The organism is Bacteroidales bacterium, from assembly GCA_023228145.1.
In the GTDB taxonomy this organism is placed as follows: domain Bacteria; phylum Bacteroidota; class Bacteroidia; order Bacteroidales; family CAIWKO01; genus CAIWKO01.
Genome location: JALOBU010000003.1, coordinates 111,631 through 137,531, shown reverse-complemented (window position 1 = coordinate 137,531; position 25,901 = coordinate 111,631). Strand labels below are relative to the sequence as shown.

At 37.3% G+C, this 25,901-nt stretch carries 20 protein-coding genes; 13 read left to right on the top strand and 7 right to left on the bottom strand.

Annotated features, from left to right (window positions below; all coding sequences use genetic code 11):
• Position 1: 1 nt before the first annotated feature.
• Positions 2–1,252: an ABC transporter permease gene (locus M0R16_02365; GenBank protein MCK9611726.1), complete on the bottom strand. Its 1,251-nt coding sequence runs from the start codon at positions 1,250–1,252 to the stop codon at positions 2–4.
• 211 nt (positions 1,253–1,463) lie between these two features.
• On the opposite strand from M0R16_02365, the gene purH reads away from it, so the two are divergent.
• From purH to M0R16_02345, 4 genes are read left to right on the top strand one after another with little or no spacing between them, the layout of a single operon-like run.
• Positions 1,464–2,981, top strand: coding sequence for a bifunctional phosphoribosylaminoimidazolecarboxamide formyltransferase/IMP cyclohydrolase (purH, locus tag M0R16_02360; protein ID MCK9611725.1), 1,518 nt, complete (start codon positions 1,464–1,466; stop codon positions 2,979–2,981).
• Positions 2,982–2,996: 15 nt separating this feature from the next.
• Positions 2,997–4,019 carry a rod shape-determining protein gene (locus M0R16_02355; GenBank protein ID MCK9611724.1) on the top strand — a complete coding sequence of 341 codons (1,023 nt, stop codon included), beginning with the start codon at positions 2,997–2,999 and terminating at the stop codon, positions 4,017–4,019.
• A 54-nt stretch (positions 4,020–4,073) separates the two neighbouring features.
• Positions 4,074–4,916, top strand: a complete 843-nt coding sequence (gene mreC / locus M0R16_02350) for a rod shape-determining protein MreC (protein ID MCK9611723.1) — start codon at positions 4,074–4,076, stop codon at positions 4,914–4,916.
• Positions 4,897–5,406 (top strand): hypothetical protein, encoded by a 510-nt coding sequence (locus tag M0R16_02345; GenBank protein MCK9611722.1) that lies wholly within the window; start codon positions 4,897–4,899, stop codon positions 5,404–5,406. Before mreC ends, M0R16_02345 begins: the two co-directional genes overlap by 20 nt.
• A gap of 12 nt (positions 5,407–5,418) precedes the next feature.
• Here M0R16_02345 and M0R16_02340 read toward each other — a convergent pair whose 3' ends face one another.
• Positions 5,419–5,850 (bottom strand): hypothetical protein, encoded by a 432-nt coding sequence (locus M0R16_02340; protein MCK9611721.1) that lies wholly within the window; start codon positions 5,848–5,850, stop codon positions 5,419–5,421.
• Between the two features lie 131 nt (positions 5,851–5,981).
• Between M0R16_02340 and M0R16_02335 the strand changes: the two genes are divergently transcribed.
• From M0R16_02335 to M0R16_02310, 6 genes are all read left to right on the top strand, one after another.
• On the top strand, positions 5,982–6,488 hold the full coding sequence (locus tag M0R16_02335) for a hypothetical protein (GenBank protein MCK9611720.1): 507 nt from the start codon (positions 5,982–5,984) through the stop codon (positions 6,486–6,488).
• A 6-nt stretch (positions 6,489–6,494) separates the two neighbouring features.
• On the top strand, positions 6,495–9,284 hold the full coding sequence (locus M0R16_02330; protein MCK9611719.1) for a gliding motility-associated C-terminal domain-containing protein: 2,790 nt from the start codon (positions 6,495–6,497) through the stop codon (positions 9,282–9,284).
• Positions 9,285–9,306: 22 nt separating this feature from the next.
• Positions 9,307–13,347 (top strand): T9SS type A sorting domain-containing protein, encoded by a 4,041-nt coding sequence (locus tag M0R16_02325; protein MCK9611718.1) that lies wholly within the window; start codon positions 9,307–9,309, stop codon positions 13,345–13,347.
• 113 nt (positions 13,348–13,460) lie between these two features.
• Entirely contained in the window at positions 13,461–14,015 is a 555-nt protein-coding gene (locus M0R16_02320; protein ID MCK9611717.1) for a hypothetical protein, read from the top strand.
• Between the two features lie 16 nt (positions 14,016–14,031).
• Entirely contained in the window at positions 14,032–16,830 is a 2,799-nt protein-coding gene (locus M0R16_02315) for a gliding motility-associated C-terminal domain-containing protein (GenBank protein MCK9611716.1), read from the top strand.
• Positions 16,831–16,939: 109 nt separating this feature from the next.
• The gene (locus M0R16_02310) at positions 16,940–17,269 is read left to right on the top strand and encodes a hypothetical protein (protein ID MCK9611715.1); all 330 of its coding nucleotides are present in this window, start codon (positions 16,940–16,942) and stop codon (positions 17,267–17,269) included.
• 22 nt (positions 17,270–17,291) lie between these two features.
• On the opposite strand, the gene M0R16_02305 is transcribed toward M0R16_02310, so the two are convergent.
• The 5 genes from M0R16_02305 to M0R16_02285 form a co-directional block, all read right to left on the bottom strand.
• Complete coding sequence (locus tag M0R16_02305) at positions 17,292–17,765, bottom strand: GNAT family N-acetyltransferase (GenBank protein MCK9611714.1); 474 nt, start codon at positions 17,763–17,765, stop codon at positions 17,292–17,294.
• Positions 17,766–17,775: 10 nt separating this feature from the next.
• Positions 17,776–18,342, bottom strand: a complete 567-nt coding sequence (locus tag M0R16_02300; protein MCK9611713.1) for an HDIG domain-containing protein — start codon at positions 18,340–18,342, stop codon at positions 17,776–17,778.
• Positions 18,343–18,390: 48 nt separating this feature from the next.
• Positions 18,391–19,317 (bottom strand): molybdopterin-binding protein, encoded by a 927-nt coding sequence (locus tag M0R16_02295; protein MCK9611712.1) that lies wholly within the window; start codon positions 19,315–19,317, stop codon positions 18,391–18,393.
• 36 nt (positions 19,318–19,353) lie between these two features.
• Positions 19,354–20,514, bottom strand: a complete 1,161-nt coding sequence (locus tag M0R16_02290; protein ID MCK9611711.1) for a beta-lactamase family protein — start codon at positions 20,512–20,514, stop codon at positions 19,354–19,356.
• Positions 20,515–20,688: 174 nt separating this feature from the next.
• On the bottom strand, positions 20,689–21,378 hold the full coding sequence (locus tag M0R16_02285) for a hypothetical protein (GenBank protein MCK9611710.1): 690 nt from the start codon (positions 21,376–21,378) through the stop codon (positions 20,689–20,691).
• Positions 21,379–21,844: 466 nt separating this feature from the next.
• On the opposite strand from M0R16_02285, the gene pfkA reads away from it, so the two are divergent.
• From pfkA to M0R16_02270, 3 genes are all read left to right on the top strand, one after another.
• Positions 21,845–22,825 (top strand): 6-phosphofructokinase, encoded by a 981-nt coding sequence (gene pfkA / locus M0R16_02280; protein MCK9611709.1) that lies wholly within the window; start codon positions 21,845–21,847, stop codon positions 22,823–22,825.
• Complete coding sequence (gene priA, locus M0R16_02275; GenBank protein MCK9611708.1) at positions 22,825–25,311, top strand: primosomal protein N'; 2,487 nt, start codon at positions 22,825–22,827, stop codon at positions 25,309–25,311. The genes pfkA and priA overlap by 1 nt, the downstream gene beginning before the upstream one ends.
• A gap of 195 nt (positions 25,312–25,506) precedes the next feature.
• The gene (locus M0R16_02270; GenBank protein MCK9611707.1) at positions 25,507–25,863 is read left to right on the top strand and encodes a hypothetical protein; all 357 of its coding nucleotides are present in this window, start codon (positions 25,507–25,509) and stop codon (positions 25,861–25,863) included.
• The last annotated feature ends 38 nt before the right edge of the window (positions 25,864–25,901 follow it).

The following is a 25,901-nucleotide window of genomic DNA, read 5'->3' as shown; positions in this document are numbered from 1 at the left end:
TTTAGTTGCCTGCACGGATTGCCACTACAGGGTCAAGTTTTGAAGCCATATGTGCAGGAATATATCCTGAAATTATTCCAATAAACAACGACACGGTAATTCCAAGAATAATGTTCCCCGCTGTAATGATTAGCTCCATATCAAACACTCCCGATACTATCAATGTGCCTAAATAAACAAGCAACAACCCCAGTAAACCGCCAACAATGCAAAGAATAATAGCTTCAAATAAAAATTCGAAAAGGATGAAATAGCTTTTTGCGCCCAGTGATTTTTGAATCCCAATTATGTTGGTACGTTCTTTTACTGAAACAAACATAATATTGGCAATTCCGAAACCGCCAACCAGAAGTGAAAAGCCCCCAATGAGCCACCCGGCAATTGACAACACGCTAAAAATACTGTCGAAACCTTTGGTCAGGATATCTGTTTCATTTATAGCAAAGTTATTTTCCGCCCCGGGCTTTAATTTTCGTATTGAGCGCATGATCCCTGTAACTTCATTGATAACCTCCGCATTACTGTATGCCGCCTTTGACTTAATAACCAGCATAGGGTTGAACATCTCATTATTAACATTTATTACACTTCTGGCAAAATTATATGACATCATCACCTGATTGTCAGAAGTATTGCCAAATAAGTCTTTGCCTTCTTTTTTAAATACTCCAATGACTTCGAGTTTGCGGCCAAATATCTTGATATCTCTTCCAACAGCTTCCTTAGTATCAAAAAGATTTTCGGCAACAGTGCTACCAATAATGACAACATTTTTTCCACCAGCTGACTCCATAGGAGTGAAATACCGGCCATCTGACAAGTCAACTTTAAATACTTTTTCGTAATCATGAGAAACACAAGAAACAGATATATTATCAATGCTTCTGTCAAGATGTTTTATGGTTTCTGAAGTGTTTATCATGAATGTTGCCGCTTCAATAGTACTGCTTCTCTTGAGCAACTCTGGCATTTCATTGTATTTTGCTATAGGGCGATTTAAATATTTCCACCAGGGATAATCTTCTCCAAAAGACCATGGCCATTTTTCAATAAACAGTACATTATTACCAAGCGACTCAATGCCTTTGCGAATTGTTATTTCCATAGAGTCCACAATGGTAAATACCGTTATTACGGCAAAAATTCCTATTGTAATCCCAAGTAAAGATAAGGATGTGCGTAGCTTATTTGCAACAACTGATTGAATTGCAAACAAATAGCTCTCACGAAGCAATTTTAGAAAAAGTATCATTTTTCAATAGAAAACAGTAACAATGCTGTTTTTTTTTCGTTTAAAATTTAGTTCAAAGAAATAATTTTTTATCAAAGTGTAAAAATATAAAAATACCCCAAAGAAAAATATTATTTATTATTACTTGGACATTAAAAAAATAATTACTTACTAAAAACATAATATTCCCCTGAAAATATAGACCTTTGCAATAAATTACCGAAACCATCACATGAAGAAAATTACCAGCGCACTAATTTCTGTTTACCATAAGGCCGGCCTTGACAATATTATAAAAATTCTCACGAAATCAGGCATTACAATATACTCCACCGGAGGTACGCTTGACTACATTAGAAAATTTTGCCCGGATGCTATTGCAGTTGAAACATTAACCGGATTCCCGTCACTTTTCGGTGGAAGAGTGAAAACATTACATCCCAAAGTCTTCGGTGGAATACTTTTTCAACGTGATGATGAACAAGACATAAAACATGCTGAGGATTTCAACATACCTCCTATTGACATTGTTATTGTTGATTTGTATCCTTTTGAAAAAACACTTGCCTCGAGAGCTTCCAAAAATGAAATTATCGAAAATATTGATATTGGGGGAATTTCGCTGATACGTGCCGCAGCAAAAAATTATAAGGATGTGGTGGTAATATCATCATCAGAGCAATACAGCAAGTTAGAACAACTTTTGACAGAGAAAAACTGTCACACAGAGTTAGAGGATAGAAAATACTTTGCCGCACAAGCTTTTCATACTTCATCACATTACGATACAGTTATTTTTAACTACTTCAACGCGGATAAAATCATTTCTACATTTAATCAAAATCATACAAATTCTATTAAACTCCGGTATGGAGAAAACCCGCATCAACAGGGTGTTTTCTATGGCAACATCAGCGAAGTGTTCGAACAGCTCCACGGCAAAGAAATTTCATATAACAATCTTGTAGATATTAATGCCGCTATAAACCTTTTAAACGATTTTCAGGAAACTACTTTTGCCATACTTAAACATACAAATGCTTGCGGCGTTTCCAGCCGTGAAAATCTCACAGATGCTTGGAAAAAAGCCCTTGCCGGCGACCCTGCTTCTGCCTTTGGAGGCGTATTGGCCACAAACCGAATTATTCATGCAGAAACTGCCGAAGAAATAAACAAGATATTCTTTGAAGTGCTGATTGCTCCTGATTACCATCCTCAGGCACTTGAAATATTATTTCAGAAAAAAAACCGTATTATTTTAAAACTTAAAAACTTATCGTTTCCTTCAAAACAATATAAATCTCTTTTAAATGGTGTTATTGAACAAGATAAAGATGACAAGGTTGAAACCACAGATGACCTCAAAGTGGTAACGAATACATCTCCATTACCTCATGAGTTAGATGATTTACTTTTTGCCAATAAAATAGCAAAGCATACCAAGTCAAATACGATTGTTTTGGCAAAAAACCGTCAGCTTTTAGGGAACGGAACCGGGCAAACATCCAGGGTGGATGCTCTGCGGCAAGCCATAATCAAAGCAAAGGAATTTGATAAAGATTTACAAGGTGCTGTTATGGCTTCCGATGCTTTCTTTCCTTTTGCTGATTGTGTGGAAATAGCCCACAAAGAAGGTATTCGTGCTGTGATACAACCTGGTGGCTCCGTAAGAGATTCAGAGTCCATTGAGTATTGTAATAAAAACTCCATTTCAATGGTATTTACGGGAATTAGACATTTTAAACATTAACCAAACAAATTTGCTATGGGATTATTATCTCTTTTTACAAAAGAAATTGCAATTGACCTGGGAACAGCCAACACCATCATCATTCACAATGATAAAATCGTTGTGGAAGAGCCGTCCATCATTGCTGTTAACCTGCTTACCGGGAAAACTGAAGCTGTTGGGAAAAAGGCACAAATGATGCATGGAAAAACACATCAAAACATTCGTACAATAAGGCCTTTGCGTGATGGTGTGATCGCCGATTTTCATTCTGCAGAAATCATGATTAAGGAATTTATTAAAATGCTCAGCCCAAAAAGGTCATTATTTCCTCCGGCATTAAAAATGGTTATAAGCATTCCATCAGGAATTACCGAAGTGGAAGAACGCGCCGTCAGGGATTCTGCCGAACAGGCGGGTGCAAAAGATGTAAGGTTAATACATGAACCCATGGCTGCTGCGATAGGTATTGGAATTGATGTGCTGGAACCTAATGGAAATATGGTTATTGACATAGGTGGTGGTACAAGCGAAATAGCCGTTATTGCTCTCGGAGGAATTGTAAATAATAAATCAATACGTGTGGCCGGCGATGATTTTAATGCCGATATTGAAGAATATGTGCGTAAACAACATAATATTAATATTGGAGAGCGCACGGCAGAAACTGTAAAAATTGAAGTAGGCGCCGCACTTCCTGATATTGATAATCCCCCCCCGGATTTTCCTGTTCACGGGCGTGACATGCTGACCGGAATCCCAAAAGAAATAATGGTTAATTCTGCCGAAATTTCTCATGCATTAGATAAATCAATCACCAAAATAGAAACAGCCGTACTAAATGCTCTTGAAATGACACCTCCGGAACTTTCGGCTGATATTTATCGCACAGGAATTTATCTCGCAGGAGGCGGGGCTTTGTTACGGGGTCTCGACAAACGCCTGCATCTTAAAACCAAACTTACAGTTCATGTTGCCGAAGACCCGTTGAAAGCTGTTGCCCGTGGTTCTGCTATCGCATTGAAAAATTTCGATAAGTTTCCATTCCTAATTAAATAGATTTTTGTTATTTCGCCTTATTAATGCCGTATAAAGTACCGGCTAAAATATTTTATGCGACCACTATTAAACTTTTTAATTAAGTACTATTATTTCTTTCTTTTTATTTTACTGGAAGTATTGGCAGTTTATCTTATTGCAAGAAACAACTATTATCCTCAATCTGTTTTCATTTCCTCAGCAAATGCTTTCTCAGGTAAAGTTTACAATTCCTATAATAATATCACAAACTATCTTTCATTAAAAAGCACGAATAAACTACTTGCTGAAGAAAACGCTGTTCTTCTAACAAAACAAATTAGTTCATTCAGGAAAACCACTAATAAAACCTTCGTGGTAAACGACACTCTTTATCAGCAACAATATGAATATACAAGCGCTGAAGTGATATCCAATACAGTAACAAGAGCAAATAATTACCTTACTTTGAACAAAGGATTAAAACAAGGAATAAGAAAAGACATGGGTGTGATAACTTCTTTAGGAGTTGTGGGCATTGTAAAGGATGTTTCTACGAATTTCTCAACGGTTACTTCCCTTCTCCATTCACAATCAAAAATATCCGCCAAAATCAAAAAAAACGATTATGTTGGCACTATTACATGGGAAGAAAAAAATCACAGAATAGCTATGCTTAATGATATTCCGACCCATGTTACCATCAAGCCCGGTGACACCATTATTACCAGTGGATATTCGCTGATATTTCCTGAAGGAATAAATATTGGAACGATTTTATATTCCCAAAAAGACCAAGGAAGTAACTTTTATAAAATTACCATTCGCCTTTTCGCTGATTTCAATAACTTGTCGTATGTATATGTTGTAAAATCATTAATGAGAGAAGAATTGCAAAACCTTAAAGCTAAAACGCAAAATGACGAAACTGATTTTTAACAACATATTGCGGTTTATTATACTTGTGATATTACAGGTTTTAGTGTTTAACAATATCCATGTATTCTCTTATCTCTCCCCCTTTATTTACATCATTTTTGTTTTTCTGTTACCTTTTAATACACCTCGATGGATTCTACTTTTGTCAGGGTTTTTTATGGGACTTTGCCTTGATTTTTTTTCAAACACAGGGGGCGTTCACACGGCAGCGACCATATTAATTGCTTTTATCAGACCCTGGGTTCAAAATATAATAACTCCAACACATGAATACGAAACTGGTATGCAACCCGGTATTAAAGGACTTGGATTTAAATGGTTTTTTCTTTACACATTAATACTTACCAGCATTCATCATGTTTGCTATTATTATCTTGAAATTTTCAGTTTTGATAATTTCTTCAGGACTTTGAAATTCGCTTTATTGAATGTGGCGTTCAGTATGTTTTTTATCCTTATTTTTCAATACCTTTTTTATAAAAGAAAATAAGTATAATCTCAATTATTTCTTCATACTCTCAATATCATCCTCAAGGCGATCGTCAAATTTCAGGTTTTGTATCTGCCAGATAGTGTTGGGTTTATATAATATGAACGTAAATTTGATGGGCTGTCTGTCGTATTTCAGCATATAATTCAGCATTACATAACTTTCAGAAAGTACTTTCTTCTCTATCAGCTCGTAACCATAAAATTGTCCAATCATGGCAATTCCTTTTTTTAGTTGTATTTTAATATTTTCCTGAACGGTTCTGTCTGAGTTTAACCATTTATTTGTTGCAAAAACATAGTCAACAGCATCATCAGTGCTCTGTTCCTGATAAATTTCAAAAAACCGTTCTGTAATAATTTCAGGATTTTCCTGTGATATGGCAGTTTTTACAAAAAGTACAAAGCAAAATGAGATAATTACGAAAAAATATTTTTTACACATGTTAAATGATTTTAATTTACAAAGTTAGTTTTTTTATTCGTAGCATTACATTAATGTATTTTTTCTACTTTTACCCTTTATTTTGAATTTTATTTATAAATTTGCTTACCAATATGCTTAAACCCATTATAATGAAAATAAAAATTCTCTCAATACTGGCAATTTTAATACCATTTTGTTGTCTTTCACAAGAAAATAATTCCAATAATAGATTTTTCAAAGCCACTATACAGAATATTATCATGGATATTCCCGAAGGATTTGCTGCCGTAGAAAATCAACCTGGTTTTTTACACAAAGGAAGCGCTTCCACAATTATGGTCAGTGAAATTAACAACAGCCCTGTGAGTTTCACATTCAACCATCTTAACCCTGAACAATTTGAAAAAGATGGCAGCACACTTGTTAATACAGAAAAGATCAAAACACTTTCGGGTTCTGATGCGTTGTTGTATACTCTGAAGTTTATGGTGACAAACAAAGACGATATCAAAAATAACATAGAATTTGAACGCTTGATATTATTTACCGGAGACGAAAACACAACTATTTGCCTGGTTGCAAATTATCCTACTCTAGTAAAATCTCTCATATCAGAACCTATAAAAAAATCTTTATTTTCTGTAGTTTTTAAATAAAATTTCATGAAAAAAATATATATCTTTTTTATTTTATTGCCATTATTCTCAAACATTCTTGTCGCCCAGACAGAAACTGAGACTTATCATGTACGATGGCACACAGAAGACCAGCATATGTGGGGGCCCAACGGCTCTCTTTTTACCATGGACACTTCCGTAAACCTTTTTGATGTAAATGAAGCCGATGTAATAACAGCCGGAGATGTTGTAGATATTTTCGGAGGAGATTTTGGGGCCATGCTTACTATAGATTACTGGCTGAGACTCGGGACTAATTTTGTTATTGAAGGGTTTTCTACAGGTTCTGTTGATGTAAATTATCCCACCACCATAAACCTTACTTATCCTGATAGCATGGCCTTTAACCCAGGTCAGACCATTGCTATCGAGTCTAATTATACAGTTGATACCGGATGGTACCTTAACACTTTCTTCCCAACCACCGGACATATCAGGTGGGATTTTTATTTCGGATTTAATATTGATGTTGATGCGACGGTTTGTATCTGGAGTTGTACGTCTTTTGATGTCTTTGAAGTTGGTATTCCTCTTGACACTACAGTACTTTTTGATATTTCCAATAATAACGGGATTGCCTCAATAACTTATCCTTGGTATGACCCGGCTATTGGATTTTATATGGCTCACGACACCATACTTCCGTTAGTTTTTAATAATTTGGGAGGCATTGGCTTTAGTGGGGTTATTACTCTTCCTTTCGTAATCACAAATGACTGGCTCGGAACCGACAAATGCCTTTATGCAAAAGGCGACAGTGCATTTATGTGGTTCGACCTCGACATACTCCAGTTTATTGGAGCTTTTGATCCCAGCCTTGACTCCGTTTTAGACCTTCTTAACGGAACAATAGATATTGGAGGTGGAATAACCGTTGATTACAGTTTGCTAACCATGAATCTGGTAGCTGCAAATTACATGGTGCAGGATTTCTATTTTTGCCCAACTATCTGGGCAAACCTGACATTTCCTATGAATTTTGCTTATACAGAAACTATTCCAGGCACCGGAACCGTTGTGAGTTCCGGCAATAATAACAGTATTACGTTTCAGGTTGACCACAACCTGAACCTTGATCTGCCCTGTAATATGCCCAATCATTTACCGGTATATGTCAAATTCGCCATGGATAATAGTTTCAGGAATCACACATGGGATAGTATTGCCTTTACATTCGTCATTACTGCTTTTACTTTTACCCTTAACCTCCCATCTTTCCCCATTATGCCCGATTTCTGCATACCTGAATATTGTCTTAATGTTCCTGTACCCTGCCCTGAAAAATCAAACCCTGACACCTGCTGGCAGGAAATCTGTTTTTCTGAAATTTGCACCCCACCGACAACTCCTCAGCCGGATATTAGTTATACAATAGGCCCATTGATAGATTTAAGCATACCCCTGGGTTATATACCCATAACTTTTTTTGATGATACATGGGAGCTTAAAGAGTTTCTGCCCGACCAAACCAATCAGGACTATTTCGACACTATTATGCAGGCACCTTTTCACATGTATCCGAACCTGCCATTCCATACCGAAATAGACGGGCCCAACGTAATTTGTTTCGGCGACACTGATGCTGTTGTAACAGTATATGCTATCAACGGAACACCGCCTTATACTTACGTTTGGAATACCGGGCGCGTTATTACCACCAGCGCCACATCTGACAGTATAACTGTGGGAGTCGGAACGTATCAGGTAACAGTTACTGATGTGAACGGTTGTTACGATTCCGAACAACTTATTATTTACTATATCAACCCGGAAATTTTTATAACACTTACAGGAACTGATATTAATTGCGCGGGTGATAGCACGGGTATGATAGTGGCTGATGTATGGGGAGGTACTCCCGGCTATACTTACACATGGTCACCCTTTGGAGGAAATAGCGATACTGCATCAAATCTGCCTCACGGAACTTATATACTTTTCATTGTTGACTCCGTTAACTGCAATAAATCAGATACCATTACTCTTATTGAATTACATCCTTTGCCTCCTGTAAACTTCACTGCAGATATTACCGAAGGTTGTCAACCGTTGGTTGTAAACTTTACAGAATGGAGTCCTGATGAAGGGCAAACTTATGAGTGGAATTATTATGACAGCACTGCCCATGATTCCACAAAACTAACAACACATATCTATCAGACTTATGGAACTTTTGATGTTTCCCTTACCGTTGTTTCCATTTACGGCTGTGACAGCACTATGTATAAGCCCGGCTATATTATAGTTCACCCAAAACCTATAGCTGAATTTACTCCCGACCAGACATTGGTTAAGAAGACCGAAAACCCGACATGGACCGTTTACTTTACCGATCATTCTACTTTTGATGATTACTGGTCATGGGATTTCGATGACCCTGGCTCGGGAGTTAACAATTATTCCGACCTTGAAAATCCATCACACTCTTTTTCTGCAGAAGACATTTATCACGTACAGCTTATTGTTACTACTGTATTCGGTTGCAAAGACACAGCTTATGCCCGAATAGAAGTTATGGACGATGTACTTCAATACGAAAACATTTTCACTCCAAATAATGATGGATATAATGATTATTTTGAAATCAAAAACATCGAAAAATATCCGGATAACAAACTGACGATATACGATCGTTGGGGAATTGTAGTATTCAGCGCTTATCATTATCGCAATACATGGAATGCTGAAGGAGTACCTGATGGTGTTTATTATTTCATTTTTGATTCAGGTATAGGTAATAAGCCAGTTGAAGGAACTGTAACAATAATCAGATAAATTAAATCTAATGAAAAAAAATATGATGAAACTTACTTTAAAAATTTTTGTTACTGCACTATTTGTCGTTTTCAGTAGTCAAGTAAAAGCATCCGTTATCTATGCCAGCGGATTACTCACATTTAACACATTTTGGTCGGCCGATACAGTAATTGTAAACGGGGAACTAAGTATCAATGCCGGTGTTACACTTTCCATTGACCCCGGGACAAAAGTAATTTTTCAAGGGCATCATAAAATTATTGTTTATGGTCAGATATTGGCTATTGGAGACGAAGACAGCCCGATTACATTTACTATCAATGATACAACCGGGTTTTCCAATATGAGCTCCAATGCCGGAGGATGGTATGGCATACGCTTTACCGGCAATACTTCTTCTGACACTTCAAAATTCGTGTTTTGTAATTTTTCATATGGTAAAGCCAATGGTACGGGAGATGATGCCAACGGGGGGGCTATATTTTTAGATGAATTTTCAAATATCTTAGTTTCAAATTGCATTTTTGAAAAAAATGCATCAAAAACTTATGGGGGAGCAATCTATATCCGTAAATCCGACGGTATTATTAAAGAAAACATTTTTAAAGAAAACAAGAGTGCAAACGGAGGGGGTATTTTTATCTTTTTTGGAACTACTCATATTTATAATAATATTTTCAACACAAACTTTGCCAGTACTGCCGGTGGCGGTATGTTTTGTTCCGACACCACAACATCGCGGATACATGGAAATCTTTTTCAGCGAAATATGGGATATCTGGGTGGAGGAATTGGATGCTTTTATTCTTCGCCCGAAATAAACAACAACACTTTTGTTTATAATAAAGCTACCAACGGAGGTGCAATATCATGCATTTTTTCAAGCCCTGTTTTTTACAATACAATCATGTATTATAATACAGGTTCAAGTACCGGGAACCAGGTGGCTCTTCTTAATCCGGGCTGCGACCCCGATTTTTATTATTGTAATATACAAGGCGGCACGACTGCTTTTGGTGGCGGAGGCGTTTCAACATATGCAGGTGATTATATAAATAACATTTCGGCTGCCCCTCAATTTGAAGATACTAATGCTAATAACTTTCTGATAAAACAAACATCCCCATGTATGGATGCCGGCACACCTGACACTGCTGGATTAAAACTACTCCCTTATGACCTTTCAGGAAATCAACGAATCAATATGGGTAGAATTGATATGGGCGCTTATGAGAGGCAACAAGTTGTCAGTTTTTGCGGCACTATTTCTGAAAATACATCATGGAATGCAGACACCGTGAAAATAACCTGCGATATAACTATTGACGACGATATTACTTTAAACATTGAGCCTAAAGTTTATATAGAATTTCAGGGAGTTTATGGAATATATGTCAATGGAAGAATTCTCGCCAATGGCACAGAAGCTGATAGTATCATATTTACTTCTAAAAATCAGACTAATGGATGGAAAGGTATTATTTTTGAGAATACAGCTTTGGCAAATGATACTTCAAAATTTAATTATTGCAGTTTCTCTTATGCAAAAAACAGCAGCCTCCAAGGTGGAGCAATTTCTGTAATAAATTTCTCAAAAATTAAAATAGATCATTCATTCTTTTCCAATAATTCCGCACTGGATGGCGGGGCAATTTTTGCTGACAGTTCAGACATTCAAATTAAGCACACCAAATTCAGAAACAATTCAGCAAATAATACCAATGGAAAAGGCGGAGCAATATATTGTTATAATGGGGCAGATATATACACATTGAATTGCGAATTTATAAACAATACAGCTTTTTCAGGAGGGAGCATCTATTCTGAAATAACGCAATCAAAATTCATCACCAGCATTTTTGCAAACAACACCTCTACAAATGGTGCCGGCATTTTCTGCGACTCATCTGATATCAAAGTGATAAATTCTATTATTGTGAACAATACAGCCGCGACAGAAGGAGGCGGACTGAAAATACACAAAAGTAACCCAGATATTACCAATACTACAATTTCGCACAACAGCAGCGATATTGGCGGTGCCGTTTTACTTTCCGAATCATCACCCGTGATCACCAACTGTATTTTGTATTACAACACAGCGTCTGACTCTGGCAACCAGGTTTATATCAACGATACCCTTTGTGTCCCGGAATTTCAATACTGTGATGTTTCCGGTGATACTACTGATTTTGCTTATGCATATGTTGACACATTAGTCTTTGCTGGTATTTATCTTCATAATATTGATACCATACCCGCATTTATGGAACTGCCCGGTGGTGTAGGTTCCGGGTTTTCCGGAATAAATGCTGACTGGTCGCTGGATGGTTGTTCGCATCTTTATAACAATGGAACAACGGACACAACAGGCTTACATTTGCCAGCTTATGACTTTGGTGGCAATACGAGAATTTTTGGCGGACGAATTGATATAGGAGCCTATGAATTAATTACTCCTCATATTATATCACAACCACAAACAATAACTGTTTGCGAAGGTGATTCTGCTGTGTTTACCGTTGAAGTTGAATCAAGTAACCCTGTTACATATACGTGGGAGTACAGTTACACATACGGAGCAACATGGCTGCCTGCTCCCGGCGCAACAAACAGCCCTGAGTATATTATTCCAAGCGCAACACACACTACAATAGAACATTATTACCATTGTATAATTTCATCAAACTGCTTACAAAATATTACATCACAATATGCTATATTGCATGTCAAAACTGCACCGGTTCTTAATTCACACCCATCTGATCTTACAATATGTCAGGGGCAGTATGCTAGTTTTTCGGTAACAGCCGAAGGTTCAAATATTACATATCAGTGGCAACAGCAAACAGCTGGTGGAAACACCTGGGCTAACTGTACAGGCCCCACTGCCACACAAGCCACCTATCAGATCAGCAACACCCCAACAGCACTCAACGGTTATAAATATCATTGTGTTATTTCCGGAGCATGCCCTCCGACTCTAACTTCAGATTCTGCTGTGTTAACTGTCAAGGCATTACCAACAATCCAGAGTCAGCCATCAAACCAAAGTAATTGTCAGGGGTTCAATGCTTCATTTAGCCTGATTGCCAGCGGAACAAACATTACTTATTTGTGGGAAGAGAGCACAGATGGCGGAGTATCCTGGGATACAGCATCTGGCACAAGTAATACAAATTCATACCAAATAACAGGCATTACACCCTCAATGAGTGGTTACAAATACCGTTGCACAATATCCGGAGATTGTACACCTTCTGTGACTTCCAACGTGGTCACTTTAACTGTTTATTCCAGCCCGGCTATCACTTCACAACCCGTATCCACACATGTTTGTGTAAACTCTGATACAACTATAAGCGTAACTGCAACAGGAGGAAACCTCAGTTACCAGTGGGAGAGAAAACTTCCTAGTGAACAGTTATGGTCAAACGCCCCGGGGCCAAGCGCTGCTTCTGCAAATTACCAAATCAACGATGCAGCTATGAATTTAAATGGAGCCTGGTACCGCTGCAAAATAACAAACAGTTGCCCGCCATCTGACACGACGGATAGTGTACAGCTTTTTGTCCACCCATTGCCAAATGTTTATATAGGGACAGATCAATCTATTTTATTATATGGGGATCCAATTGTCCTTGATGCGGGAGCTGGCTTTAGTACTTATCACTGGTCAACTGGTGTACAAACTCAAACAATTACCATATACGGAACAACAGCCGGAGTGGGGGCACATATGTATGTCGTCACAGTATCAAATAGTTACGGATGTAAATCTTCTGACAGTATTGTAATCACAGTGGTTGATAACACAGGAATTGGAACTTCTGAGGATAATTCTTACTACAACATTTATCCTAACCCTACAAGTGACGAGCTATATATTGATTTTAAAGAAATATGTAATGATTGTGAAATAATAATTACAAATGCTCAGGGACAAACCCTTGATTATAATTATTTAGTTTTAACTAATAATCAGCGTGTCATTGATTTCCGTGGCCATGCTAAAGGTGTTTATATCTTAACATTAAAACTTAATGAAACCATATATAAGCATAAAATTTTATATTATTAAAAAATAAAACTATTAAACACCCATTTATCTTATTTTTTTAACGTTATACAACTAATTACAATTCTGTATTGTCATAAATTATAATGTAAATTAAGCAATATAATCAAACATTTATGCATACAATAACCCAAAAAATTATAAAAACATCGTTATTAATTATCTTTTTTATTCTCCTGAGTTCTAAATGTCTTTATTCTCAGGGATTTACACAAGAACAAAAAGATTCCATTCTTAATGCCTATGTAACTGTTCCTAACAGCAATATCCAGATTGTACCTCCCGCTTATTTTAAAGCTTTTGTAAACGATGGTGTTTTCGGGTTTATGCATGAAGGTGCGGCTTCTTCAATCTCCATTCAGGAAATTTCAGGAACTCCCTATCCAATTGTCGCACAAAGCCTCACAAAAGAATATCTGGAATCCCAAAAGATGAAATTGATTACAAAAGAAAATATTAAAACAAAAGCGCAAAAAGAAGCGGTGATATTTCTCGTAAGTTTTCCGGTTAAAAGTAAGGACAGCGAACAGGAAATGGAATATGAACGCATGATGCTGTTTACAGGTGACTATAACCGTACAATATGGATTAACGCAAACTATCCTGCTGTAGCTCGAAAAGTTTTATTCGCACCTTTGAAGGAAAGCTTGTTGTCTGTAAAATTTGACTAAGGGATATTAATAGTGTATGAAAAAATATATTCTTCTTGTTTTTTACTTATTATTGTTAATACCCGGTATTAACAAAAAAGTGTTTTCGCAGACACATACCGTAACACACAATGTTGACTGGGTTACACAAAATCAAAACATGTGGGGCCCCGACGGCGACCCTTTCTCCATTGACATGGATATAACCCTGTTTGATATCAGTTTTGATGAAGATTTGACTTTTGGAGAAATTTTTGATACATGGTTAGGTGATTTTGGAGCTGAGTTTAATTTAGATATGTGGCTGGAAGCATCTTCAGTATTTGGTATTCATGGGTTTACATCAGGTTCTGTTGACGCAAAATACCCGGTAACAATTGACCTTACATTTCCAGATAATTATACTTTCAATCCCGGTCAATGGATTACCATTAATACAGAATATGCCGTCAGACCAGGATGGGATCTTACTACACACTTTCCAACAACCGGCATTATTCAGCTTGATTTGTTTTTCGGTTTCGGTGTTGACTTATCGGCAACTGTTTGCATTTTCAGTTGTGTAACTTTTACTATCATTGATATTGAAGTGCCAACAGATTCCATTAATATTTTCTACCTTAATTCCATTACAGGAGAAGTTGCTTATCCCTGTTGGGACGGATTTTTCTTCACAATTTGCCATGACGATTTACTTCCTATCATCATTGAGGATTGGTGGAACATAGGATTGACTGGATGGATTGATATTCCATATGTTGAAACCCACGACTGGCTCGGAGCTGATAAATGTATATACGCCAGTGGTAACGATCTGTGGCTACATTTGAATCTGGACATTATTGATTTTTTATGTGCTATTTTTCCAGCCATACAACCCTATGTCGGATGGTTAAGCGGCACACTTGATATCGGAGGGGGGATATCAATTGACTATACCCTACTTGCATTAAATTTTGGAATAAATGAACATATGGTACAGGATTTCACCCTCTGCCCCACCGTATGGACCAGATTCACATTCCCTACAAGTGTCCCGTGGACTATTACCGACCCTGGTAACGGAGACGCGTTAGTGAATTCTGGGAACTCTGCTGTTATAGATATTCAGGTTGACTACGACCTTAACTTTAAATACCCCTGCGACGGCTACCCGATATGGGATATGGGCATACAACATTATCTGACCAATGATTTTACCAACCACACATGGGATAGTATGGCATTTTATTTTAATATTACTGCGTTTGAATTTTGGATTAATCTGCCATCTTTTCCTATACTCCCCGATATTTGCATACCTGAAAATTGTATCCTTATTCCTACGCCCTGCCCTGAAAAATCAAATCCTGACACTTGTTGGCAAACTGTTTGCACTCCGGAAATTTGTACGCCTGCTGTTGTTTTACCACCCACAGACCCGACAATTCACATAGGCCCGTTAATCAACATTACACTCCCTCTGGGATATATTCCTATTACCTGGTTTGATGAAACATGGCAACTGGGTGGATGGACTCCAAATCAGACGGGTATTTACGATACCATCATGCCCGACGAGCAAATTATTCCTAATCCGCCCATGACCATGGACGCAATGATAACGAATGATATTATTTGTTATGGAGACACAAACGGTGTAATAACTGCTTTTGTTGAAAACGGAACGCCCCCATACACTTATATATGGTCAACAGGAGACTCGACCACAACAAACAACACCAGTAATTCCATCTCCAATTTAGCTGCCGGATGGTATTATGTAACCGTTTACGATTCAGGGCCATGTTATTTTTACGATTCTGTTTTCATCACCAATATTGACCCACCTTTATACATCTGGCTTGAACCCAAACATGTTACATGTTTTGGAGGTTCAGACGGCAAAATCACCGCTCATGTTACCGGAGGCACACCGGGATATGTTTACACATGGTATCCTTTTGGCGGCAGCGATTCTGTGGCCAATAACCTTCCAGCGGGAACCTATTCTGTGGTTGTAACAGACCTTTATAATTGCGATATTAGTGACACTACAACACTCATCGAATTATGGCCCTTGCCCGAAATCAATATAGAAGCAGATCCTCTTGAGGGTTGTGAGCCGTTGATCGTTCAATTTTATGAAACCACAGCCGACTCAGGACAAACCTATCTGTGGAATTTTGGTGATGGAGATACCTCAACATTAAAATATCCTGTTCATATTTATGAAGATGAAGGAATTTATGATGTAACCATTTATGTCACCTCAAATCACGGGTGCCTGGATTCTGTCACAAACTACGATTGGATAACAGTTTACCACAAGCCTCACGCTGATTTTATGCCGGTATATAGCGGAAATGATATTTTAGATTCCTGGATATTCCTTGACAACCTGTCAGATAATACTTATTGGAGTTACTGGGCTCTGGGCGATGGCGAATATTCAAACGAAACAGACCCACTTCACCATTATGTTGATACGGGTTATTTCCACGTTGTACTTTACATAGCAACAGAACACGATTGCCGAGATACTGCTGAAAGAGATTTATATATAAGAGAAAGTATTACTTTTTATGCACCCAATGCCTTTACCCCTGACAACAATGGCGAAAACGAAGTATTTCTTGTTAAAGGAACAGGAATACTTGAAAATACATTCAATATGCTGATTTTTGACAGGTGGGGCAAAAAAGTCTTTGAATCGGACGACATAGAAAAAGGATGGGATGGAAAAGTTAACGGGAAACTCCTCAGAGAATCCGGTGTTTACACATGGGTTGTAACCTATAAAGACATAACAAAACGCAAACACAAGCAAAGCGGTTCTGTCCTATTATTGCGCTAATTCAATAATTATTCGTGAAAATGTTTTTTCACATTACACTTTTTTATTAAATCGGTATACTATTTGATAAATGCATGCGTTTTGCATAAATTAAATATCAAAGTATAAAATGGAAAATAAAAAAAAGGTTATTGTACATATCAATAACGCCTCTCCCGAAATAAAAGAGGCACTATATAACAAATACCCCGATGGGTATCAATATCACGTTTTTAAGGTAACAAAACCAAATAACGATTTTTTTTATGCGGTTACTGTTGATACTGCCAGTGCAAGTTACCTTATAAAGGTTGATGTAAAAATTGACAATACAACCGAAGAAAAACTTTCAGAACAGTTATTTGCCAAGGACGATATCCCTGACACTCCTATCAAGGATACGGATGATGACACAGAAATTCCCGATAAAGAGCCTGAAGAGGATGTGGATGATTTATAAAGGATAATCCTTATTAGTACATTTATATATTTAAATCCTTCAACTGATTTTCAGTCAATTTTCCATTAAGCCAGTTAGCATCTATATCTGCAGAGTACTTTTTGTAAAAATTAATCGCTGGTTCATTCCAGTTTAAAACCTGCCAGTGCAAACGTTTAGCTTCTATTTTTTTTGCTTTTTTAATCACTTCCGCAAAAAGAGCATGTCCTATTTGATGCCTGCGGAATTGTTCTTTTACAATAATGTCTTCAAGATAAAGACATTTCCCCTTCCATGTAGAATAGCTGATGTAAAAAAATGCCATCCCTGCAACTTCTTTCCCTTGAAAAGCCAGCAAAACTTCAAAAACCGGCTTGTTTCCAAATCCATCCTTTTCCAGATCGCGGGCTGTTACAGTTACTTCCTGAGACGCCCGTTCATATGTTGCCAGTTCTTTTATCATGGCAATTATTTGGGGAATATCTTCTTTTTTAGCTTTACGTATTTTTACTTTCATAACAAGGGCTTTATAATCCAATTTCGGCAGCTATTTCCTGCATTGTATTGACCGAAATTTCAGCAAATTCGGCTATGGGCAACCCTATCAGTTCGCATTCCATAATGGTTTCCCTTTTTACCGATGCAGCAAAGGCTTTCTCTTTCATTCGTTTTACTACAGATTTTGATTTCACTGCAAAAAGTTTTTTTTCAGGATAAACAAGAGTTGTTGCAATGATAAGCCCGGTAATAGTTTCTCCGGCAGCCAGCGCATGATGGAAAACGGTTGTTCGCGGTTGTTGGGCCGAAACTTCATTGTGAAGACTAATTGCTTCAATTATTTCGGGGTCAACACCATGATTTATCAATATATCTATTGCAACTTGTCCGTGTGTTTTTGGGTCAGCATTAGTAATTTCAACATCAATATCATGCAATAGGCCTGCTATACCCCATTTTTCATCATCCTCGCCCAGCCTGCGTGCTAAGGCTTTCATCACCGCTTCGGAGGCAAGACAGTGATTAATCATGTTTTCTTTTTTTATATACTCCTGAAGCAGTTCAAATGCTTTTTCTCTAGTTATTCCTGATGACATATTCAATTTTTATTGATTGGGTAATATAAATTCTTAATTCTGATAACATCAATGATAATCAAGACTATGTAACATGTAAATCAAATGCTCAAGCATATTAGTAATTTCATTCATATATTCTTCGACGGCTTTTACGCTGCCCGGCAATGTAAACACCAATGTTTTCCCAACAACACCCGCAATGGAACGGCTTACAAGAGCATTGTATTTTTGTTGACCGTACTTCAAACGTATCATATCCATAATGCCCGGGATTTCTTTTTCTAATAAGGATTTTACAATATCAGGAGTAAAATCTTTAGGTCCAATACCCGTGCCGCCTGTAGTAATAATAATATCATATTTGTTTATTGCTTGTGCCACCAACTGTTCAAGCAATTGAGCATCGTCGGGTATCAAAGTGTTTTCGATATTGGATTGTCTTTTTTTAGAGCTAAAAAATTTTTCTGCCATTTCAGAAATTTTTGGCCCGCTCAGGTCTTTATAAACACCCTGGCTTGCCCTATCGCTAAGTGTTATAACATAAACTTTAAAAACTTTTGGTTTATAAACCCCTGTATCCTCTGGATGTATAACACCCCCGTGTAAAACCCTGCAAAAAATACCTTCTTTAGGCATAACACAATTCCCTACTTCCCTGTAAATTGCACAGGAATCCCCATGACATTTTTTTCCTATCTGTGTTACTTCCAATATAACATCATTAATTTCAAAACGGTCCAGCGGGGCAGTATCAACCAGATTTATACCTGAAACAGTAAGATTCTCGGCAAATTCTCCAAAATTGATTTTTCTTCCCGCTTGGTTTTCAAATTTGGTAATACTTTCAGATGACAACATACTAATTTGCCTGTGCCAGTCGCCAGAATGTGCATCATTTTCAATGCCTGTGGATGTAATTATTACCTTTTTTGCCGGATGTTTAATCGTCCCCTTTTCTTCTGATATATTTACAGATTCAACTTTAATTTTCATATAAATTTATTGTAAAGTCAATATTCTTAGGTCATTTTATTTATTGTCCGACACGTAACCAATATTCCCAAATTCTTTCAATATATGCATCGCTATATAATCACATGCTGAAAGCCCGTTTTTTTCTGGGCTTTCTTTACCCAACCTCACACTTACCATATTCTCATCCGGAAAAATCATAATATATTGCCCTAATATGCCTCTAGCAAGATAAAAGGTTTTGTTTTCGATAGTTGAAAGCCACCATGAATAGCCGTAATGTTCAAATTTATTTCCGTTTTCATCGACCAACGAGGCAGGCTCAAACGATTCTTCTACGTATTCTTCCGAAATTATTCTTTGTCCATTATAAACACCACCGTGCAGATAAAGCAAACCTATACGTGAAAAATCCCTGGCGTTCGAATTGAAACAGCAAAAAGCTTTTTCGAACCCCTCTTTTTTGTCAAGACTCCACAAGGCATCATTCTTTGCTCCCAAAGGTTTCCATAGTTTTTCAGACGCATACTCGCTAAGTTTCATGCCAGTAACCTTCTCGAGAATATAAGCCAGAACCAGTTGATTTGAACTTTGATAGACAAATGTTTTCCCGGGTGTATTTATAACCTTCAATTGTAAAAGTATTTTTTTTAGGTTACGACCATAATAGGCTTTGGTTGTCTGACCAAATAAGCTCTCATATTCTTCGCACCAATCAAAACCTGCACTCATGGTCAGCAGATGCTTTATGCTGAGTTGCTCATTCAAGCCGCCAGCGTATTCAGGTATAAAATCAGAAACTTTTTGGTCAACGCTTTTAATCTTCCCTTCATCAATTGCAATACCTATTAATATGCTTACAATACTTTTAGCTACCGAAAACGAATTTGATATGGTACTGCTATCATGCCCATCCCAGTATTCTTCATAATAAACCGAATCGTTTTTTAAAACCAGCAAAGCAATTGTTCCGGATTCCAGCAAATATTTCCTGAACTCATCGGATAAGTTTATTTTATTATAACAAACTGCATTTGGAATGGGAATATGTTTCCCTGCTTTAACTACCCTGTTTTCAAACAAGTTGTAATCATCAATCCCAGCATACTGATAAATCATTGCCTTATAAACATAAGCATTCCCACTAACGACAACAATAAGATTTACTATAATTATCAAGCCGGTAATCCATAGTAATATCTTTTTAATAAGTTTCATATGCTTCTTATTCACAAAAATGGTATTGCATATTTTTCAGGAACTTTAAATGCCTGAGTAATAAATTGCAAAAATAAATGAATTATGCTAAAAAAGCATCTTGCCTTGTATCGCTTGTAAAAAGACAACTTGGATTATTTCTTTAAGAAGCAAAATCAACTCAGGAAGAAGTCATTACAACGCATCCTGGACAACCTGATTAAGGTCTTTAACCTGTTTATTCAATACGACACGGCATTTGGTAAAATTCTCAACCGGCCATCCATACCAAAGGACATAATTTCCGTAATTATCTTTGGAATTATAAGCTGCTGTTGTCTGGTCGTCAAACGACCATATCATGGTATCATTTTCATCTTCAAACCAAATACCTACATCCATAAACTTGTGATACACAACAAAGTCAAGGTAATCCTGAGAGATTCCAAGCATATCTAATAATGTCGTAAGCGATTTTTGCCCCGGCAAGCCCTCAAGTTTCATTTCCAGCGTGAATCGGTCAACGATTCCACCTGCCACAAAATACTCTCCTCCGCTGAAATCCAAACCCGCATAATTAAACACCTGGTCAATATCGGATGCAATTTGTGTGTATTTATTATCACCATATACGATAAACATTGTTAGGGGGGCTGCAGTTGAAATAACGGTATTATCACTGCTTAAGTGAAAAGCAGTAATAGGAAAATTAATTTTCCCTGCATGGTCAACTCCCGCTTCATCATAAACATGTGTTACCGTCCATACACCTTCCATCAATGTTTTTGTAGGTGTTTCATCTTTAAAACATGACGATAAAAAAAGGATAGTAATTAAGCCTGTTATAGCGGTTAATTTTGTTAAAATTCTGGATTTTTTCTTCATATTAATGAAATTAATAATGTAAAATTAAGAAAAATAAAACAGTTTCTGCAATAAGTATTCCAAAAAAATTAAATTAAAGCCCGATGTAGTTTTGAAATAAATTAATGATTGTTATTTGTTGAAAGGTACTATTTTAAAATTGTATTATTAGTAAAACCTGGATGTTGCTGTTATTATTAAATTTTTGGGGTTACAACAGATATTACATTATTAAACTATTCGACCCCGATGGGGTCGTAGCTTTTTGTATCTTTTTTAAAAATATACGATGCCAACAACATCATTTTAAAAACCTAAACCTATTTTCATGACTTTGTAGAAGTCACATGTTTATAAAAAAAATAACCCCTTAATAAAAAAACGACTCCAGAGGAGTCGAATATCTTTCTTTTTTTAAAAGTTTTTTTTTCAACAACACTCAAACTAATAAAGGTAAACTTTACCTTTGCTTATCTGAACAAAACATATGAAAGCATTCAAAAAAATCGGGGTGCTTACCTCCGGCGGCGATGCACCCGGCATGAACGCAGCCATACGCGCTGTTGTCCGAACGGCAATTTATAATAAACTTGATGTATGCGGAATCAACCGCGGATATGAAGGACTAATCAGCGATGAAACTCAACCTATGTACCGCCACTCAGTAGCCAACATCATCCAGCGTGGTGGAACTATGCTTAAAACTGCCCGCAGTGAATTTTTTAAAACGGAAGAAGGGCTTGAAAAAGCTTATAACTGTCTTATAAAAAACAATATTGATGCCCTTGTAGCTATTGGCGGTGATGGAACATTCAGAGGGGCTATGGCATTAGGTAATAAATATGATTTTCCAATTGTCGGTGTACCTGGTACCATTGACAACGACCTGTATGGGACAGATTTTACGATTGGCTACGATACAGCAATAAATACCGTGGTTGAAGCCGTTGATAAACTGCGCGACACTGCTGCCTCGCACAACAGGTTGTTCTTTGTTGAAGTAATGGGGCGTGATGCAGGTTTCATTGCGCTGAGAAGTGGCATTGCTTGTGGTGCAGAAGACATTCTTATTCCGGAAACCAAAACACACATTGATGACCTTATTGCCAAGCTTGAAAACGACCGTCGCGAAAATAAAACCTCCGGGATTATCATTGTTGCTGAAGGCGATGACCAGGGCGGCGCTTTTGAAGTAGCCCGCAAGGTGAAAGAAAAATACAACTATTACGATACCCGCATAGCCATTATCGGGCATCTGCAGCGCGGAGGCTCGCCAACCTGTATGGACCGTGTACTTGCCAGTACACTTGGTTATGAAGCTGTGATAGCGCTAATGCAAGGACAAAAAGGTGTTATGGTTGGACAAATAAATAAAACAATAAGCTTAACTACCTTCGACAAGGCTACCAAGCACAACCGCGACATTAACCGAAACATGTTGCATATGGCAAGAATACTATCACTATAATGGAACGTATCACACTTTTCGCTGACCTTATTTTACCATTGCCCTTACCGGGGTTTTATACCTATCGTGTGCCTTTTGAAATGAACAATCAATTGCATCGGGGCCAGCGTGTGGTGGTGCAGTTCGGGAAAAAGAAAATCTATACAGCCCTTGTTTATAGAATCCATCAGAATGTCCCTAAAAATTTTCAGCCAAAATATATTTTATCTATTCTGGATGAAAAACCTATTGTAAATGAAAAACAGTTTTCCTTTTGGGAATGGATGGTAAATTATTATATGTGCCGCCCGGGAGAAGTTATGAATGCCGCCCTGCCATCTTCATTAAAACTTGCCAGCGAAAGCCGCCTGGTGCTAAACCCCGATTTCAATAAAAATTACGAACTTCTTTCTGAAAAAGAATACCTGGTGGCCGAAGCCCTTGAAATACAGAAAAAACTTTCATTGCAGGAAATATCAAAGATTGTTGAACAGCAAAAAATTATTCCGCTGGTAAAAACTCTTATCGAGAAAAAGGTAGCTCTGCTGGAAGAAGAAATACAGATAAAATACAAACCTAAAAAGGAAGTTTGTGTCAGGCTAAAAGAAGAGTATTCCAACGAAACCGAATTGCAAAAAACACTCGATAAACTAAGCAGCAAAGCATATAAGCAAATGGAACTGCTTTTAACATTTTTGCAAATGAACCGTTTTACAGATGCTCCTCAAAAACATATAAGCAGGCCCAAGCTCCTTGAAAAAGCCGGAGCTTCGGCTATACAGTTACAGGCGCTCATAACAAAAGGCATTCTTGAAACTTATGAAATTATCCAGACACGACTTAAAGATTTTGAACACAGCATTTCTGTTGACTCCATAATACTTTCCGAAGATCAGATACAATGTCTCAACGACATCAAAGAGTCTTTTAAAAATAAAAATGTGGTGTTACTTCATGGTATTACATCAAGCGGAAAAACAGAGTTGTACATAAAATTAATTCAAGAAACGATTGATGCGGGTCAGCAGGTGTTGTTTCTGCTTCCCGAGATAGCACTTACCACACAGGTCATTAACCGTGTCCGTAAATATTTTGGCAAGCAGGTGGGAGTTTATCATTCGAAATACAGTAATGACGAACGTGTGGAAGTCTGGTACAAAATCCTGAATACAAGTAATGATAGCATTACTGAGCCGTATAAGATTGTCCTGGGTGCTCGCAGCGCACTGTTTCTGCCATACAGCAAACTGGGACTTGTCATCGTGGACGAAGAACATGATTCTTCTTACAAGCAAACCGATCCACCCCCGCATTACAATGCCCGTGATGCTGCCATTTACCTTGCTCAGCTTTATGGAGCCAAAGTATTGCTTGGGTCTGCCACACCGGCTCTTGAAACATATCATAATACCATTACATCAAAATATGGATTGGCGGAATTGCACAAAAGATACGGGGACATTGAATTGCCGGAAATTACTATTGCCAACATCAAAGAACAAAGCCGGCAAAAACGAATGAAATCATACTTCTCCATAGAACTTTTTGATTTAATTAAACAAGCATTAAAGAATAAAGAGCAGGTCATTCTTTTCCAAAACCGCCGCGGCTATTCTACCCGAATTGAATGTAACGACTGCAATTGGATTCCCCAATGCAAATACTGTGATGTTACATTAATTTATCACAAACATGCAAACTTATTAAAGTGCCACTATTGCGGTTATTCTACTAATGTTCCCCATGAATGCCCTGCATGTAAAAGCACAAATATTCACACCAAGGGCTTTGGAACTGAACGCATTGAAGAAGAAACTGCCATGGTTTTTCCCGGAGTGAATATCGCCCGTATGGATCTGGACTCCACACGAAATAAATATGCCTATCATCAGATACTCAACGATTTTGAAGACCGCAAAACTCAGATTTTAATAGGGACACAAATGGTAACTAAAGGCCTTGACTTCGACAATGTGAGTGTCGTAGGTATTTTAAATGCCGACCAAATGCTTTCCTATCCCGACTTCCGGGCACATGAACGCAGTTTTCAACTGATGGCACAGGTTAGCGGGCGTGCCGGAAGACGCAGCAAACGCGGCAAAGTTGTTATACAAACATTCACTCCTGACCACCCTATGATACAACTGGCTTTGCAACATAACTATACAGCCATGTTTAACCAGCAGTTGATTCAACGCAGACAATTTAATTATCCTCCTTTTACTCGCTTGATACAACTAACCCTAAAACATAAAGATACCGATATACTGAATGCAGCTGCAGCATATCTTACGCATAACCTGCGCCTCCTTTTTCATAAAAAAGTCATAGGGCCTGAATATCCGATGGTTTCGAAAATTAGAAACTTATACCTGAAAAATATTCTTTTAAAACTTGACAAAGACGGTCAGGTTCAAAAACATAAAGAAAGAGTGATGCAGATGATTCTCGAAATGAACAAAAAATTTTCCTCTGTCATCGTCAGTATTGATGTGGACCCACTTTAAATATCCTGAAAAAATTATCGTAATTGTTCATTTTTAAGTTTATGATTTTATTTTTAGAATGTTACCTTTATTGCATTTATTATTTTTGTATATTTGAAATTCAAACAAATAACAAACATTTCTATCCCGTTCAGTATATATATCGGGGGCGTAACCGAAAAGCCATAAGAGTAGGAAAACCAAAACAATATTGCTATGAAAAAAATATTATTAGTTTTTTTAGTTATTGTTGGCCTTACCGGATGCAAAGCAACTTTGTATCACGGCATTTATTCAAATATGAATGGAACGAGTGTTAATCTGTCCGGTCAAAATTTTAAATACCTGGGGAGCTTTTCCGGAACTGCTTCCGAGCCTAAGATGAGAGTTAATATTATCGGAGAGGAAGGCATAGTATCTGAAGCCAAAACCGACCTTATTAATAAAGCAAAAAAAGCCGGTATTGAATTAAAAGACAGCAGGGTATTATGCAATGTAATTATAGAAGCCACAGAAAATAAAAACACCCTGTCTGTTACTGTTTCTGCTGACGTAATAGAATATACAAAGTAACTGTTACTTCACAGAAACGTGATAATATCACGACAGAG